The following is a 17,446-nucleotide window of genomic DNA, read 5'->3' on the forward strand; positions in this document are numbered from 1 at the left end:
CCTTAAACAACCTCTGAGCCTCTTGCTTATCTCACCTTTTTTTCATATATTATTGATGAAGTTGCTATTAAATCTAAATAGAATTCTTTGTACTTTTATAGTGCTATGAAAAACGAGGCTAAAAAACTTTTCCGATTTTTACGAACCAAACCTGTACCTGTCAATACCAATGAAATATTGGCATTGGAACGAACAAAATTGGCCAACGAGCGAACATTACTATCCTATATTCGCTCGTCTCTGTATCTTTTACTGGGTGGGCTCGCTCTGCTTCAATTGGAAGATCTGAGCAGGATCCACTGGCTCGGCTATATAGCCTTATTGGTATGTGTTGTTTTTTTGGGTGTTGGTATCATTCGATATATTGTTTTGAGCCGTCGTCTGTATAAATGGAATCGCATTCTTTTTGTAGATACCATTGAAGAAAATATCCAAAAACGGAAGGAAACTGAAGTCACGGTCGAAAACCAAGAGGCAAAAAATGAGTAATCTTTTCCCTATATTTACTTTCCCCATATAATACCCCTCATTATTTTAGATTAATCCGTTAAGGCAATTTGACGGGATTTGTACGACTTACAATTGAATAATATCTAAATATTATTTCAATCAATTGGATCTCATCTCCTATGTCGTATAAGCTTAAGTCATAAAAAGCGTGGTTATGAAAGAGGATTTTCTACATTATGTTTGGAAGTTTCAAAAACTCGATAATTCGTCTCTCAATACATCGAATGGCGAAAAACTTCAAATTTTAAGCCCCGGGATCCATAACCTGAATGCGGGTCCTGATTTTTTTAATGCCCAAATAGAAATTGACAAACAGTTATGGGCGGGCAATCTGGAAATTCATGTCAATTCATCCGATTGGTATGCGCACGGACATGAATCTGATCCTGCCTACGATAATGTGATCCTGCACGTGGTATGGGAGCATGACGCTAAGGTTTTCAGGAAAGATGGATCTTCAATTCCAACTCTTGCACTTAAAACTCTTGTTCAGACTAGCACCCTAGAACGATATGGGAAATTATTTTCAAAAGAGAAAAAGTGGATCAACTGTGAGAATGACTTTGCCGAAGTAGATTCGCTTATTATCGAAAATTGGTTGGAACGACTCTATATCGAAAGGTTGCAAATGAAGGAAGCTTTTTTGCTTAAAGAGTTGAACGCGAGCAATAATCATTGGGAGGAATTATTGTTTAGAATGCTGTGTAAAAATTTTGGTCTGAACATTAACGGAGAGTCATTTTTCAGCATCGCAAAGTCTATTGATTTTTCAGTTTTAAAAAAAAGCAGTCAGAATCAGCGCAATCTTGAAGCCTTGTTATTAGGGCAGGCAGGATTGCTTGAAGACCCTAAGGAGGACGGATATTTTCAAATACTAAAAGAGGAATACGACTATTTAAAAAGAAAATTCAAACTTCATAATGAAGGCGTAATTACTCCCGGATTTTTTAGGCTGCGACCCACTAATTTTCCAACCATTCGTCTTTCACAGCTTGCGGCACTTTATTTTATGCAGCACAATCTATTTTCACATGTAGTCACAATACAACAAGTTGATGAATTTTATTCTTTATTAAAAATTTCAGCTAGTGATTATTGGGATACACATTTCAATTTCGGAGTTTTATCGAAAGAAAGTAAAAAACGAATTACCAAAAGTTTTATGGACTTATTGGTAATCAATACCTTTCTTCCTATAAAGTTTTGTTATGCTAAGCAACAAGGTCAGGATGTTTCAGAAGAAATTTTAAAAATTGCATTAGAAATTCCTTCTGAAAAAAATGGGATTATCGATAAATTCAATTCCTTAAAAAATATATCCAAAAATGCTTACCACGGGCAAGCTTTACTTCAATTAAAAAAGGAATATTGCGATAAAAACCGCTGTTTGCAATGCGCCATTGGAAATTCTATAGTAAATAGAAAATAAGACTTATTTCTTTACAAATCGTAGTGTTTCGCTGGATATATCTAGGGTTTCAATTTTTAGAAAGTACAAACCAGATTGAAGCGAATTTATTTTTGCTTTCACAAACTGATAATCCGTTGAAGCTGTGATTGATCGTCCTAAACTATCATATAAAAAGTAGTTTGTAATATTCTCAAAAGCAGATAAATTAAAATCGGAATCCACTGGGTTTGGATAAACATAAGTATTAGCCACATTGAACGACGTATTGGAAAGTGTACAATTTGGACCGGTATATATCACTACATTTTCAGGGTCGTAACCACTATCTGCTAACGCCTGCTCTTCCCCAGGGTCCATGCAAATGGATTCTAGGCTTGGTAAATTATAAAAGAGGAATCCAAAATCCAATCCGTCTGGATCTGAATAGGAAATGACTCCATTTTGAACATTTATGGAAATTAAATCTGGGTTATTGTCGCAATGGAGATGATCCACACCTGTTGAACTGCAGTCTATCTCCTCCAACTGGTTTCCTCCCACATCAAGAATTTGCAAATTGGGCATATTAGAGACATCAATGGCATCAATGTTATTATTTGAGGCATATAAAATCTCTAAATCACTGAGATGATTTACGTCCAAATGATCTAAAAGATTATTGGCAACTATTATATAACCCAAATTAGTTTGAGGCAAAAGATCCAATGTCTCAATTTGATTGTTATCGGCCCAAATGGTTTCCAAAGATTGAAGAGCACTTAAGTCCAGCGCTGTCAATTGATTGTCCGAGCAGAAAATCCACTTCAAATTTTGAAGCGTACTTAAATCTAGGGATGGGAGCTGATTTCCACTAACCCACAGATTTTCAAGGTTAACCAACCCCGTAACGTTTATTGAAGTTAATTCATTAAAATAGGCTTTTAAAATTTGAAGTGAGGTGAGTGCCGTAACATCCAAGGTGGACAAGAGATTGCCCGAGCAATTTAATTCAATCAAGTTGCCAAAATATTCAATACCCTGAAGATTGGTAATTTTGTTGGGGTCATTGTTCAATGATCTTACGTCAAGTTGTGTAGTTGCCAAAGCCTCACTAACTTGTATTTCCCCATCACCATTGGTATCTACCCCATCAGCTATGATCTTTAATTTAAAATTGGGATCCGGTATGGAAATCGTCTGGGAAAAAAGAGTGCCGAAAAATATATAAAGAAATATAAAGAGGAATTTTGTTCTCATGAGCAGATATTTAAGTGTTTTAAATATACACAATTTCGGAACACCTTTTTTTATGTGCCACCATCCTTAAAAATCCGTAATTTGCAGCCATTATGAAGGCAATTTATTCCTTGCGTTATTATTTGGAAAAGAGGGGTTTCTATGTTTCCTCACGTCTCGCAGACCGACTTGGGATGCGCGCCAAGAGCGTTCGGTTATTTTTTATATATGTTTCTTTTGCCACTCTGGGGGTTGGATTTGCAGTCTATCTCACCTTAGCATTTCTTCTAAAATTAAAAGATTTGGTCAACACCAAACGTTCTTCCGTCTTTGATCTTTAAGCCTGAATTTAAAATCGGAACTCTGTTTAGATTAAAGGTGTACTTCCACTCATCAAGTTTTTCCCGAGGAGGATAATCTTAAGGTTATATTAACAACTTTCTGAATAATTCCTTGAAATTCTAACTTTTTTTCAGCAACTTGCTTCGTTTTATTTTGAACCTGTTTCATCAAAAAATCATCTATGAAGAAATATCTTCTTTCGCTATCCACCTTTTTATTTCCATTTATCATTTTTGCTCAAGAGCAAACTACTTCAGAAAAAATTGATTCCATATTCAGAGATTATACGGGTTGGTTCGTTGAAGGTATATTCTACGAAATTCCTTTCTCCGAAACTTTTCAAATTCCGTGGGTTCTCATTGTGCTCATAGGAGGTGCGACCTATTTCACATTTTATTTTAAGCTGATAAACTTTACTGGATTTTTTACCGCAATAAAAGTGGTCCGTGGTAAATATGAAGATATCGAAAAACACGGTGCCGATACGCTTTATGGAGATATGACGCCCAACGAACAGGAAAACCTTATTGAAACCATTCGTGATGATAGCGCCGATGGCGAGGTTTCCCACTTTCAGGCATTGACGGCGGCATTGTCGGCAACCGTTGGCCTGGGGAATATTGCCGGTGTTGCCGTGGCCCTTTCCATAGGAGGTCCCGGTGCTACTTTTTGGATGATTGTTGCGGGATTGCTGGGGATGGCTTCAAAATTTGCAGAATGTACCTTAGGGGTAAAATTCCGTGATGTGGGCCCAGACGGTACAGTTTACGGTGGACCAATGTATTACTTAAAGAAGGGATTGGCCGAAAAAGGAATGGGCGGACTTGGAAAAGTACTGGCAATTCTTTTCGCAATCTTTGTTATTGGAGGTTCTATTGGTGGTGGTAATATGTTCCAGGCAAATCAGGCGGCTGCTCAATTTGTTCAGCTTTTTGAGTTGGAAGGAACTAGTGGAGCAATGTGGTTTGGGGCCGTAATCGCAATTGTGGTAGCTTTTGTAATTATCGGTGGAATAAAGCGGATTGCAAAAGTGACCGAAAAGGTTGTTCCGTTTATGGCAGGAATTTATGTGCTGGGCGGTCTAATTATTCTCGGAGTAAATTATATGCATATTGGCGATGCGTTTTCGTTGATTTTTGAAGGAGCTTTCTCAGGGCTCGGAATCGCTGGAGGACTTGTAGGAGTTATGATCCAAGGGATTCGTCGTGGGGCTTTTTCCAACGAAGCTGGGGTTGGTTCAGCAGCGATTGCCCACTCGGCAGTTAGAACTAAATATCCAGCATCTGAAGGGATTGTCGCTTTGTTAGAACCTTTTATTGATACAGTTGTTATTTGTACGATGACTGCCTTGGTTATTGTAATAACAAACTTTGATAACAATATTATACAGTATGGAGTGCCGGTAGCAGAGGGTGTCCAAATAACCGCGGTTGCTTTTGATAGTGTTATTCCACATTTCTCAATTATTCTTACTATCGCCGTAATTCTTTTCGCGGTTTCCACCATGATTTCGTGGTCATATTATGGATTGCAGGGGTGGATATTCCTATTTGGAAGAGGCAAGATTAAAGAACTGGTTTATAAAGCATTATTCTGTATATTTATCTGGATAGGTTCGGTTATAAGTTTAGGTTCCGTTATCGATTTTTCGGATGCTATGATTTTTGCAATGGTAGTGCCGAACATTATTGGAGTAGTGCTGCTAACTCCCGTAATTAGAAAGGAATTGAAAAAATATATGAATGCCATAAAGATTAAGCACGAGGCTATAGACGAAGGCTTGGAGGATTTGTCCAAGCATTTATAAAAAATATTCCTATGGAATTAAAATCCCACTTCACGTTCAATAGAAACCAACGAAGTGGGATTTTACTTTTGTTGCTGTTGATAATTTCTTTGCTGTGCATTTATTGGTTTGCAGATTTTTCTGAAGAAGATACTTTGGACACTTCTTCTGCTGAAATCGTCGCCATCCAAAAAGAATTGGATTCGCTACGTTTGGTAGAATTAGAAAATCGCAAACCCAAAATTTATCCGTTTAATCCAAATTATATCACCGATTTTAAAGGTTATACTCTTGGTATGTCCAATGAGGAAATCGACCGATTACTTAAATTTCGGAAAGAAGGAAAATGGATAAATTCCATTGCTGATTTTAAAAAAGTAACGGGAGTTTCAGATTCTCTTTTAGATGAAATCAGTCCTCATTTTAAATTTCCTGATTGGGTAAATAATCCGAAACCAACATCAAATTTTTTTGTTAGGAAGAATGAAAACGGTTTTGTAGAAAAACCATTCAACCAAAAAATTGATTTGAATTTAGCTACTGCAGAACAGTTGCAAGAAGTAAATGGAATAGGAGAGGCCCTTAGTAAGCGAATCATTGAACAGCGGGAAAAATTGAATGGTTTTTCAAATGATTCCCAACTCTACGCCGTTTATGGTCTTAATGACGAAGTAGTTAAACGGACCTTGAACCTTTTCACGGTGAAAGAACCGAGAGAAATATTAAAACTGAATGTAAATACCGCCTCCGCCTCCGACATTGCCACGATACCGGGAATTTCCTTCGACTTGGCAAAGAAAATTTGGGAATATAGAACCCTCCGAGAAAAAATTACTGACTTTCAGGAACTCGAAAAAATTGAAGGAATGAGTGAAAGTAAGTTACGGCTAATTCAGTTATATTTGTCGATTGAGAAAAGTGTAAAATAATGTCCCTTGTGTCAGGTCGAGCCCAGTCGAGACCTATTGGTAGTCACAATTTTTAAGTTCTCGACTCCGCTCGAACGGACCTTAGAATTCATTTTTAATTTGCTTTCAGACATTCATAAAATACGATACATGAGTTTATATTTTACAGAAGAACACGAATTTTTCAGAAAAAGTTTTCAGGATTTTCTTCAAAAAGAAGTAGTGCCACATATTGATAAATGGGAAAAAACCGGACATATCGAGCGGTTTATTTGGGAGAAATTCGGAGAGATGGGCTATTTTGGAATATACCAATCTGAAAAATACGGAGGTCTGGACCTCGATCTTTTCTATACCGTAATCTTTTTGGAGGAACTTCAAAAAATCAATTCTGGAGGTTTTGCTGCCGCCATGTGGGCACACGCTTATCTGGCGATGACACATTTGAAGAAGGAAGCCAATCACGTACAAAAGGAAAAGTATTTGACTCCGAGTATTACTGGTGAAAAAATAGGATGCCTTTGTATTACAGAGCCCTTTGGAGGAAGTGATGTTGCAGGAATGAGAACAACCGCCATAAAAAAGGGTGATAAATATGTTCTCAACGGGTCAAAAACTTTCATTACCAACGGTATTTACAGTGACTATTTGATCGTTGCCGCCAAAACCGCTCCCGAACTAGGAAACAAAGGAATTAGCATTTTTGTAATCGATCGTGATACTCCCGGCATTTCTGCAACCAAACTCGACAAACTGGGATGGAGAGCCAGCGACACTGCCGAAATTGCCTTTGACAATGTTGAAATTCCAGTAGAAAATTTGATGGGTGAGGAGAACCTAGGTTTTCCATACATTATGCAGCACTTCGCCTTGGAACGTTTAATTATGGGAATTAACGCACACGCCCGCAGTGAATATGCTTTGGAATATACAATCCAATATATGAAGGAAAGAACTGCCTTTGGGAAAAGTATTTCCAAGTTTCAGGCCCTCAGACATAGAGTTGCGCAATTGGCAAGTGAAATTGAAGTGTGCAAAACTTTCAATTACGTAACTGCTAAGCGACTAAACGATGGAGAATATGTGGTTAAGGAAGCCACCATGAGCAAACTGATTTCCACAAAAGTATCAGATGAAGTTATGACAGAATGTCTCCAGTTTTTGGGAGGATATGGTTATATGGAAGATTATCCATTAGCTCGATTATTGCGTGATAGCCGCTTGGGACCAATCGGTGGCGGTACTTCTGAAATACTTCGTGAAATCATATCCAAAATGGTTATCGAGGGAGTAGAGTATAAGCCGGCAACATAAAAAATTTTGTGAGTTTGTCTCCTCGAGCGCAGTCGAGAGGTAATTAGGTTTCGACTGCGCTCAACCAGACATATTAAATTCGTATTTTTTATAATTTCTTTTTTGAGAAGTATATAAACTCTGTGTAGACTTTTCAATATTTAAATACTTTCCACAATGGTCCAGCAAAAATTTAGACAATTATTAATTTTAATGATGGGTTTAATAACCGCAACCGCTCTCTCCCAAACAGAGATTAAAGGGAAGGTTGCCGACTTTATGACTTTTGGCCCTATTGAAAGCGCAAGTGTCTATATTCAAAATACCACTGTTGGGACTATTACCAATGCCGATGGAAAATTTGCGCTTATGGTGCCTGCAAAAAATATGGCTGATACACTTGTAATATCCTCTATAGGTTATAGCAGTTATAGGGCGATAATCAGTGAATTTGAAAATGGTTCTGATATTTTTTTGGAGGAAGATGTTGCCTCATTGGATGAAGTTGTTCTGGTTGCCGATACAAGACCGAAAACAGGAAATGAAATAATGGTTCGGGCAATTGAGCGATTACCAGAAAACCTGCCGGCAGAACCTTATCTTGAGAAAGGGTTTTTAAGACATAAGGAAAGAAATAAAAAGGAATATAAATGGCTGATTGAAGCTGCAATTACCCTATATGATTCTGATTATGGAGCTAACGCCAAGGATAATCTAAAGATTAATGTAGATGAAACTAGAAAGAGTTACGATCTTCGGGATATTGACAGTCTTTTTACCTATTCCGCGTATCTTAAAAATATAGGAAGAAGTCCAAAATCGGGTGTGGTGAGTCGAAATTCGATTAAAACTTCAACCTTAATCGATGCCATTAAATGGAATGACGAACGGGTGAGTGGCCTTGATAATCTTTTTAAGGGAAAACTTAATCTCATTAGAAATGCCGGTGCTTTGGGGGCATTGTTTGGAAAGAATATGCTGGAAAGACATCAATTCCATTTAGACACAGTTTTGGTGGATAACGGCAGAAAAATTTATAAAATAAAGATATCCAAAGGTGCAGATTTTGTGGGATTAAACACACAAGGTATTTATAATGAAGGATTTGAACCGAAGGGGTGGATTTATGTTTATTACGACAATTACGCTATTAAAAAAGTTGAATATGAATTGATAGCAGCTTCCGATGTTCAGAAAAAACGAAGTAAAAGTCTTTTCGACACCCAAACGCTTCATAAAGTTGTGGAAACCTACCGAGAATACAATGGTAAAATGTATCCTAGTTATTTCTACTATGAAACCCCCAAACTTGTCAATGTTGGCGACCGTTCTTCTGAAAGAACCAAAACCGAGTCCGCTCCTGGATTTGATAAGAGCGAACAATATTATTATACCATTCAGGAAATTCTTTTTTCGGATATAATTCAAGATCCAGAGCTTATTGAAGAAGAGTTGAAAGAAAACCAGTGGACCGCCGATATCTTTTCTCCAAAACCCTATAACGCTGAATTCTGGAAAAACTATAATGTACTATTGGAAAGCCAGGAAGAGGAAAAACTTATCATGGATTTGAGCAAACGTGCGACATTATTTAAAGAGTAATTTTATCATAATCCTAAGACTCTGAAGGTTAGGGTATTTGTTGTATATTTCTTTATTATGAAGGAATTAGTTAATCTCTTTAGCCAGAAAAGTTTAAGAACGGAAGCGATCAACTTATATAATACCCTGGCTGCTTCGTCATATTTTATAGTTTTAACCCTGCTTTCTTATTATCCTATTGAAATTATTCAAATGCGCTAATTTTTTAAGTGGGTGCTTTTCATTTTTAACATCTCCGCTTGACTTTCTTTTTTATTAAGTTTCTCTAAATTTTTGATTCTACAGTACATTTATTTCTCGTTTGGAGGTCAGAACGGCCTTGTCTGGCCGTTTGGGTGAGGATCATTTTCCACGTTTCGCTTGAGGAACTCAATCCTCCATTTTTCGAAGTTCCTGATAATTCCGCTTTAATCTCCTCAATAGCGTTCCGTACACAAATCGATAGAACAGTATTATCAGAACAATTACACCCAGTCCAATAATAAATTGAATCAAGAAGAATGTGGTAAAAAACTGATCTTGGTTCATGGTGGCCACTACTCCATAATCTTTTACCATCAACTGAAAAACCAGATCTTGATTGGTATAGTAAAAAATATTTACTGCCAACAACATTAAAAAGGCACTGGCGAGGTTGTAAATTATAAAATATTTCACTGTGCGCCGAGTGCGTATAATGTTGCCCATTAACTCCTTTATAGAATCGGTGGCCGATATTTTTCTATAATTCCTATAGAATAGAATTATAAAAAAAATGAAAACCGCATAGTATAAGATGTTTGAGGCAAACATCATCTCTTTCAGACCAATATCCCTAGAAAATCTCTGGCTCGATTCGGGAACCAGAAAGGCGAGACTCGACCATAAGAGAATTTCGCCAATGCTGATAAATAATATCCACTTAACAATGGAAGAGGATTTCTTTAGGAGCATCTTATAAATCTCGTTGTAAGTCAATTGTGGCAATTTTGGATCTTGATCCTGCCACCGACTTTTCAATAATTCTAATTCATCCATATTTTGTTAGGGATTTAAAATCTTTCGTATTTTATCTTTTACCCTGTTCATTTTCACTCTTGCATTTACTTCAGTAATTCCTAAGGTATCGGATATTTCTTTATAATTCTTGTCTTCCAAATAAAGAAAGACCAAAGCCTTATCAATATCGTTTAACTCCTTTACGGCACTGTACATTTGCGTTAGTTGTCTTTCTTCTGTGTTGTCATAATCTTCCGAAGCAATTTTAAAGCTCACGCCTTCAAAATCCTGTGTTTTAATGCTACGTTTTGATTTTCTGTAAAGTGTAATGGCAGTGTTGAGCGCCACGCGATACATCCAAGTACTAAACTTCGATTCTCCTCGAAATTTTGGAAAGGCTTTCCAGAGCTGAATGGTTATTTCCTGAAACAAATCATTGTGCGCATCTTGGTCATTGGTGTATAAACGACAGATTTTATGCACGATGTTTTGGTTCTCTTCCAGCTCCTTAACAAATATATGTTCGAGATTTTCCTTCAAAGGTTGATTTTGATTGGCTATATGGTTAGTATTCCTATTCTCTGCATTGTTACAAATTTCACAAAATTTCAGACTTACGTTTCAAACAAAGGTATTTTTGTCTATTATTTCACTACTATGAATGTTCCAGATACCAACTTACCCCGAATTATTGTTATTGGTGGCGGTTTTGCCGGGATCTCCTTTATAAAGAGGCTCAAAGGGGAAAAGGTGCAGATCGTGCTTTTTGACCGGCATAATTACCACACCTTTCAACCCTTGCTATATCAAGTTTCTACCGGTGGTTTGGAGCCGGATTCAATTGCATACCCGCTTCGAAAGATCTTTAGAAAACACACCGATTTCCATTTTAGGATGGCGGAAGTAAAGCATATTAATACCAAAGAAAACAGTATTTCCACATCTGTGGGAAGTTTGTCTTTTGACTATTTGGTAATTGCTACGGGGACCCGCACCAATTATTTTAGTAATGAAAACATTGCACATTATAGTATGCCGATGAAAACCGTGCCACAGGCATTGAATATTCGGAGTTTGATTCTGCAGAATATTGAAGAAGCCGATAGGGCCCAAAGTGAAAGTGAACGTCGGCGTTTCCTAAATTTTGTAATAGCGGGCGGAGGTCCAACCGGAGTTGAATTATCCGGAGCCTTGGCGGAATTCAGAAAGGGAATTCTCGAGAATGATTATCCCGAACTGGACGAGGATGAAATGGAAGTGCATTTAATAGAAGGCCAGGATAGAGTTTTACCGCCAATGAGCGAACAGGTTTCAAAAAAAGCACAGCGATTTCTAGAAAAACTTGGAGTGAAGGTGCATCTAAGTACCTTAATAAGCGACTATGACGGAACTACAGTTACCACAAAAGACGGAAAAACATTTAAAACAGCAACTTTTATTTGGGCTGCGGGTGTTACAGGCGCGCCGGTAGAGGGAATAAATGCATCCGCAATAGTTGAAAAAGTCAATCGATACAAAGTTGACCACTTTAATAAAATAGAGGATATTGATAATGTTTATGCCCTGGGAGATATTGCATTAATGACAACAGAGGATTACCCCAAAGGACATCCCCAAGTTGCACAACCAGCAATTCAACAAGGGAAGCGACTTGGGAAAAATTTTAAAAAGATGCTTAAAGGAGAAAAAATGGAGCCGTTTAAGTATTTTGATAAAGGAACAATGGCCACAGTTGGAAGAAACAAGGCTGTGGTTGATATTGGAAATCTTCATTTTGGTGGGGCAATAGCTTGGTTTTTATGGATGTTTGTACACCTTTGGTTTTTAGTAGGTTTTCGGAATAGGGTAATAACCTTCTTCAATTGGACTTATAATTATATCAATTTTGATAAAGCCGCACGATTGATTATTAGGCCGTTTAAGAGGAATTAAACTATTTCCAGTTTCGAGCTTCAGGTTTTCACTTTCTTCCTCCGTCGCCAAAGTTTCGGCGGGCTAGGAATTTCAAGTTTCAGGTTCGATTCCTGAATTATGTTTGAAGATTTCATCTATGCGGTCTGTATTTTAAACCTTTTAATTTTTTTGTCCTCGACATCGTACATCCATAATCCAACATCCGGCACCTCGCCCCCGTCATCCAAGCACCCAGCATTCCCAATGACACTTCGGCCGTAAAATTTTACAGCTCGGTCTGATTTTATTTTATAGGAGTATTCAAAACTTCACCTTTGAACTATAAACTCAAAGTAAATGAAAAAGTCAGTACTCTATTTTTTATTCGGTATTTTACCTTCCCTGCTTTTTTCACAAACAGTCATTTCGGGAGTCGTTAAGGATAATAAAGGAATCCCGGTGATGGGCGCCAATGTTTATTTGGAAGGGACTTATGATGGATCCACTACAGACGACTTAGGGAAGTTTAAATTTGAAACTTTCGAAGTGGGGAAGCATACTTTGCTTATTTCTTATGTTTCCTTCGAACCCTATAAAATGACGGATGACGTTGGGAAGATGAATAATCTTTCCATTACAATGCGGGAGGATGTAAATTCGTTGGAAACAGTAACTATTTCGGCAGGCACTTTTTCTGCTGGTGATAACAGTAAGATATCAGTATTAAAACCTTTAGACATTGTCACTACTGCTAGTGCGGTGGGAGATTTTGTCGGGGCGTTGCAAACCCTTCCCGGAACTTCGACTGTGGCAGAAGACGGCCGTCTTTTTGTACGTGGAGGAGATGCGGACGAGACGCAGGTTTTTATCGATGATATTCGGGTGTTTACTCCTTATAGCCCAACTGCTCTTAATGTCCCGACCCGTGGACGTTATAGCCCATTTTTATTTGATGGAATTACATTCTCGACCGGAGGTTACTCAGCCGAATATGGCCAAGCACTTTCCTCCGTATTGCTGCTGAACACTATAGATGAACCCACGAATGATAAAACGGATATTTCAATTATGAGCGTGGGGCTAGGTCTGGGGCAAACAAAAAAGTGGGAATCTCCCTCAGCAGAATCCTGGAATCAGGGAAGATCTTTGAGTGTGAATGCGGCTTATATAAACTTGGCTCCTTATATCGCAATTTTTCCAGGAAGAAATGACTGGAAAAAACCTTTTGAAGCGTTTTCCGGGGAAGCAGTTTTTCGCCAAAAATTTAAGGATGGATTGTTAAAGATATATAGTGCTTATGAAAATACCGATTTTGAGTTGATCCAAGAGGATATTAATTATCCAGATGGAATCCGTTTTAAATTGAACAATCAAAATTTTTATACCAATACCAGTTACAGTCGGTTGTTGAAAAATGGATGGGGTCTCTTCGCCGGCGGTAGTTATACTTTAAACAAAACGAAAGTGGAGATAGATGAAGCAGATATTAAAGATGGTCAAAATTCTGCAGATTTGAAATTGAAATTCAAGAAACACTTCAGTAATCATTTTAAATTGAATTTTGGAATCGAGCAACTTCTTACGGATTTCACTGAGGATTACAGAGAAACTTCGTTAAGTGCTAAACTCGGTTTCAATAATAATATCACTGCCGCTTTTACTGAAGCCGATATTATTTTCTCCAGGAAACTAGCGTTAAAGTTGGGAGTTAGAGGCGAGTACGCCCAATTGGCTAATGAATTTAGCATTTCTCCAAGAGCATCTTTTGCCTATAAAACTGCTGAAAACAGTCAGATTTCCGTGGCTTATGGTGATTTTTTTCAACAAGCGGAAAATGAAATTCTCAAGTTTGACTCGGCCCTCCAGTCCCAGCACGCCCAACATTATATTATCAACTATCAATACGCCGCAAATAATAGGATTTTCCGAGTCGAAGTTTATTGGAAGAGCTATAGTGATCTTGTTTCCTATAACGATTCTATTCCCAATCTAAATACCCAATTTTCTAATATGGGAAGCGGATATGCCAAGGGCTTGGATTGGTTTTGGCGTGATAATGAGAGTATCCGAAACTTTGATTATTGGATAAGTTATTCATTTTTGGATACCAAACGAGAGTACAAAAACTATCCTACCCAAGCTACGCCGCCATTTGCCAACAAACACAATCTTTCCGTGGTTGGTAAATATTGGATTGAGGATTGGAGAAGCCAGATTGGCTTCAGTTACCAATTTGCCAGCGGTCGTCCCTATACCGACTGGAATTCTCCAGGTTTTCTTGAGAAAAAAACCAAAAGTTATAATAGTATTAGCTTAAATTGGGCCTATTTGATTTCCTCTCAAAAAATTTTATATGCATCTGTGAATAATGTTTTCGCTTTTAGGAATGTGAACGGCTACCAATATGCAAATACACCCGATGCCAATGGATATTTTGCCAGCAGAGAACTGCTTCCCGCATCAGATCAATTTTTTATGATAGGTTTCTTTTGGACCATTAGCCAGAATTCTAAAGATAACCAGTTGAAAAATCTATAGCTTCCTTTTGAAACATCAGAGTATAGGTAGAACAGTTCAGTCGTATAATTCAACAGTTTGGCCGGTTCTATTTTTACAACCTTGTGTTTTTCACGAAATTTGAATAATCGAAATAACAATTAATAACTACTAAAAATCAATACCATGCAAAATGTACTAACTTACCTCAGTTTATTCCTTACCATTTTGGTAATGCAGGGACAAACCCAACCAGCGTCTGATGCAAACGCAGCAGCACCGACAAAATATGAAAAAGGCATGCAGGAAGCTTTTGGTCTGTGGAAAGACAATCATCCGTGGGAAGCGGCCAATATGTTTGTGCGGATAGCCAAAGCTGAACCTGATAATTGGTTGCCTCCATATTATGTAGCCCTGATAAATGTAGTATATAGTTTTGGAGAAAAAGACAAATCGAAACTTTCAGAACAATTGGCAAAAGCACAAAATTTTATCAACGATGCTACCGCTTTATCTCCGGACAATCCGGATATTATGGTGGTTCAGGCTCAATTATATACCGCTTGGATTGTTTTTGATGGGCAACAATATGGAATGATGTATTCTCCAAAGGCTTCGGGACTTTACGAAAAAGCATTAGCGATTGATCCGGAAAACCCGCGTACCATTATGGCAAGAGCGGAATGGAATATTGGCAGTGCTAAGTATTTTGGTGAGCCTGTGGAAGCATATTGTAAGGATATAGAACGCGCAATGAAGAATGCTGAAACCCATCCAACCAAAGAAGAATTTTATCCAAGATTCAATTTAGAAAGAGCAAAACAAGTGCTGGCTGAAAATTGCCAATAGAAGGCTAAACTTTAAATTGCCGTTGTTTACTATTTTAAAATAACTTGTGATATCGTAGAATTACCCAAATACGCAAATGGAACTGTTTAGACATTTTATAAAAGCTTTTATTGTTGGAATTATCGTGTTCATTATATTGGCGCTCGTTCAATATGCCAATGGATATACTTTCTCAGATTTAGGGGAGATTTTGCGATGGTTTGTCTTTAACCAAATCTATGCGGTAATTCTTTATCTAGTAAATGCTTATTATTTCAAGTTCTTATTGAAATGGTTTCCCAACGCCGTGTTTAAAACTAAAAACTTATTGAAAGGCGCATTTGGAGGAATCTTTCTTACTCTAATTACCCTATTCTTTATTCGGATTACAACCGAAACCTTGATTTTTGGCAGAACTTTAGACGACTTTTTTGCCAGGGAACAAATTGCAAACTATTATGTAGGCTTTACCATTTCCGTAGTCGTAACCTCTATTTTCTACACGGTTTATTATTACCGAAATAAGCAGGAAACAAAAGTAACAGAACAAAAAATAATTGCCGGTACGGCATCTGCAAAATTTGACGCTCTTAAAAATCAACTTGACCCGCATTTTCTTTTCAATAGTTTAAATGTGTTAACCAGTTTAATTGAGGAGAATCCTGAAGCTGCAACCCGCTTCACAACTTCTCTTTCCAAGGTTTATCGATATGTTTTGGAGCAGAAAAATAAGGAACTGGTTACTCTTGAGGAAGAGTTGAAATTTGCACAACTATATATGTCGCTTTTAAGTGTAAGATTTGAGGATAGTATCGTTTTTACCTCACCGAAAAATCTTCGGAATCCACAAGCTAAAGTGGTGCCTTTATCTCTTCAGCTGTTGTTGGAGAATGCCGTAAAGCACAATCAGGTTACTCCCACGAAAAAACTCTATATAGCTATTTCTGAAAAAGAGGGGATGTTGGTTGTTACCAATAATATTCAAATGAAACAGGCATTAAAAGAGAGCACGGGAGTTGGGCTTAAAAACATTCGTGATCGCTATGCTCTACTCACCGAAAGATCGGTCGAGATACATGAAAACCGAATGGAATTTAGAGTAGCCATTCCAATATTAGATGAAAACATAAGAATTATGAATTCACAAGAAACCTTCATTTCAGAAAAGAGATACCAACGGGCAAAAAAACGTGTAGAAGAACTAAAAGTGTTCTATATGCATTTTGGAATCTATCTGGTTTTTATCCCAATTTTTATTTATCTCAATTTTCTTTCCCGGGCGGGATTTCCTTGGGCAATATTTCCAATCCTGGGATGGGGATTTGGTCTGGCCAGCCACGCTGCCGAAACTTTCAATTATAATCCCTTTTTCGGCAAGAAATGGGAAGAGGAAAAAATACGTCAGTTTATGGACAAAGAAGATTAGATACAGTTGGGTAGCTAAATTCAACAAGTCAGAAGGCTTTGTTTTTCATTCGGCTTTATGCTGTGTAAATTTATATCATAATTAAAAATGGAGGTTATGGAATCTTTTGAAAATGAAAATAAATATTTAAGGGCGAAGCGCCGCGTAGATAAAATTAAGAAATTCTATACTAGCTTAACTTTCTATGTAATCTTTATATTTTTTCTTGCCACACTAAATTACTATGTCAACGAATTGCGCAATCCTTGGTTTTTATGGGCTGCTTTTGGCTGGGGCATCGGACTCTTTTTCCAGGCAATGAAGGCATTTGATTGGTTTTCTTACTTTGGAAAGGATTGGGAAGAGCGTAAGTTGAAAAAATTTATGGAAGAAGAAGAAAGGAATAATCGGAATTTTTAAAATGAGGTATTATGGAAACCAAGAAAAGTTTAAAATATCTTAGAGCTCACAAAAAAGTTGAAATTTTAAAGCATTTCTATAGTCATCTGGCAGTTTTTATAATTATCAATACAGGGATTATTCTTGTGTTAGCAAACGCTTTTGGTAAGGGACCAACTTATTTTTCAAAATGGGAAGTCTATTTCACGCTTTTCTTTTGGGGCATCGGTATTTTATTTCATGCATTGTATGTTCTTTTTGAAATTACTTTTAGAGGTGGCTTCTTAAAACGTTGGGAAGATAGAAAGATGAAGCAATTTTTGGAAGAAGATAGGTGGAGTGAATTTGAAAATTGAAAATATTCTAATCTTGACTTTTTT

Annotated in this window: 16 protein-coding genes; 13 read left to right on the plus strand and 3 right to left on the minus strand. The window is 37.4% G+C overall.

What is annotated here, in order from left to right; all coding sequences use genetic code 11:
- Nucleotides 1-87 precede the first annotated feature (87 nt).
- Both EI546_RS14985 and EI546_RS14990 read left to right on the plus strand, forming a co-directional pair.
- Nucleotides 88-489, plus strand: coding sequence for a DUF202 domain-containing protein (locus tag EI546_RS14985; protein WP_317127430.1), 402 nt, complete (start codon nt 88-90; stop codon nt 487-489).
- A gap of 175 nt (nt 490-664) precedes the next feature.
- Nucleotides 665-1,939, plus strand: a complete 1,275-nt coding sequence (locus tag EI546_RS14990) for a DUF2851 family protein (RefSeq protein WP_128251306.1) — start codon at nt 665-667, stop codon at nt 1,937-1,939.
- Nucleotides 1,940-1,942: 3 nt separating this feature from the next.
- Here the strand turns inward: EI546_RS14990 and EI546_RS14995 are convergent, their stop codons facing one another.
- Nucleotides 1,943-3,157, minus strand: coding sequence for a leucine-rich repeat domain-containing protein (locus EI546_RS14995; RefSeq protein ID WP_128251307.1), 1,215 nt, complete (start codon nt 3,155-3,157; stop codon nt 1,943-1,945).
- Nucleotides 3,158-3,249: 92 nt separating this feature from the next.
- On the opposite strand from EI546_RS14995, the gene EI546_RS15000 reads away from it, so the two are divergent.
- From EI546_RS15000 to EI546_RS15020, 5 genes are all read left to right on the plus strand, one after another.
- Nucleotides 3,250-3,477 (plus strand): PspC domain-containing protein, encoded by a 228-nt coding sequence (locus EI546_RS15000; RefSeq protein ID WP_410198310.1) that lies wholly within the window; start codon nt 3,250-3,252, stop codon nt 3,475-3,477.
- Nucleotides 3,478-3,659: 182 nt separating this feature from the next.
- Entirely contained in the window at nt 3,660-5,285 is a 1,626-nt protein-coding gene (locus tag EI546_RS15005) for an alanine/glycine:cation symporter family protein (protein WP_128251309.1), read from the plus strand.
- Between the two features lie 11 nt (nt 5,286-5,296).
- Nucleotides 5,297-6,193, plus strand: coding sequence for a ComEA family DNA-binding protein (locus tag EI546_RS15010; protein WP_128251310.1), 897 nt, complete (start codon nt 5,297-5,299; stop codon nt 6,191-6,193).
- A gap of 129 nt (nt 6,194-6,322) precedes the next feature.
- Nucleotides 6,323-7,486: an acyl-CoA dehydrogenase family protein gene (locus EI546_RS15015; RefSeq protein ID WP_128251311.1), complete on the plus strand. Its 1,164-nt coding sequence runs from the start codon at nt 6,323-6,325 to the stop codon at nt 7,484-7,486.
- A 156-nt stretch (nt 7,487-7,642) separates the two neighbouring features.
- The gene (locus EI546_RS15020; protein WP_128251312.1) at nt 7,643-9,067 is read left to right on the plus strand and encodes a carboxypeptidase-like regulatory domain-containing protein; all 1,425 of its coding nucleotides are present in this window, start codon (nt 7,643-7,645) and stop codon (nt 9,065-9,067) included.
- A gap of 369 nt (nt 9,068-9,436) precedes the next feature.
- Here EI546_RS15020 and EI546_RS15025 read toward each other — a convergent pair whose 3' ends face one another.
- Both EI546_RS15025 and EI546_RS15030 read right to left on the minus strand, forming a co-directional pair.
- Nucleotides 9,437-10,084, minus strand: coding sequence for a hypothetical protein (locus EI546_RS15025; protein WP_128251313.1), 648 nt, complete (start codon nt 10,082-10,084; stop codon nt 9,437-9,439).
- A gap of 6 nt (nt 10,085-10,090) precedes the next feature.
- Nucleotides 10,091-10,585 carry an RNA polymerase sigma factor gene (locus EI546_RS15030; protein ID WP_128251314.1) on the minus strand — a complete coding sequence of 165 codons (495 nt, stop codon included), beginning with the start codon at nt 10,583-10,585 and terminating at the stop codon, nt 10,091-10,093.
- A gap of 117 nt (nt 10,586-10,702) precedes the next feature.
- On the opposite strand from EI546_RS15030, the gene EI546_RS15035 reads away from it, so the two are divergent.
- From EI546_RS15035 to EI546_RS15060, 6 genes are all read left to right on the plus strand, one after another.
- Nucleotides 10,703-11,977, plus strand: coding sequence for an NAD(P)/FAD-dependent oxidoreductase (locus tag EI546_RS15035; protein WP_128251640.1), 1,275 nt, complete (start codon nt 10,703-10,705; stop codon nt 11,975-11,977).
- Nucleotides 11,978-12,295: 318 nt separating this feature from the next.
- Nucleotides 12,296-14,476 (plus strand): TonB-dependent receptor, encoded by a 2,181-nt coding sequence (locus tag EI546_RS15040; protein WP_128251315.1) that lies wholly within the window; start codon nt 12,296-12,298, stop codon nt 14,474-14,476.
- A 144-nt stretch (nt 14,477-14,620) separates the two neighbouring features.
- On the plus strand, nt 14,621-15,283 hold the full coding sequence (locus tag EI546_RS15045; RefSeq protein ID WP_128251316.1) for a hypothetical protein: 663 nt from the start codon (nt 14,621-14,623) through the stop codon (nt 15,281-15,283).
- 76 nt (nt 15,284-15,359) lie between these two features.
- Nucleotides 15,360-16,688, plus strand: a complete 1,329-nt coding sequence (locus EI546_RS15050) for a 2TM domain-containing protein (RefSeq protein WP_128251317.1) — start codon at nt 15,360-15,362, stop codon at nt 16,686-16,688.
- A gap of 96 nt (nt 16,689-16,784) precedes the next feature.
- Nucleotides 16,785-17,087: a 2TM domain-containing protein gene (locus tag EI546_RS15055; RefSeq protein ID WP_128251318.1), complete on the plus strand. Its 303-nt coding sequence runs from the start codon at nt 16,785-16,787 to the stop codon at nt 17,085-17,087.
- An 11-nt stretch (nt 17,088-17,098) separates the two neighbouring features.
- Nucleotides 17,099-17,422 (plus strand): 2TM domain-containing protein, encoded by a 324-nt coding sequence (locus EI546_RS15060; protein WP_128251319.1) that lies wholly within the window; start codon nt 17,099-17,101, stop codon nt 17,420-17,422.
- Nucleotides 17,423-17,446: the final 24 nt, after the last annotated feature.

This window comes from Aequorivita sp. H23M31, from assembly GCF_004022485.1.
GTDB classification, from domain to species: Bacteria; Bacteroidota; Bacteroidia; order Flavobacteriales; family Flavobacteriaceae; genus Aequorivita; species Aequorivita ciconiae.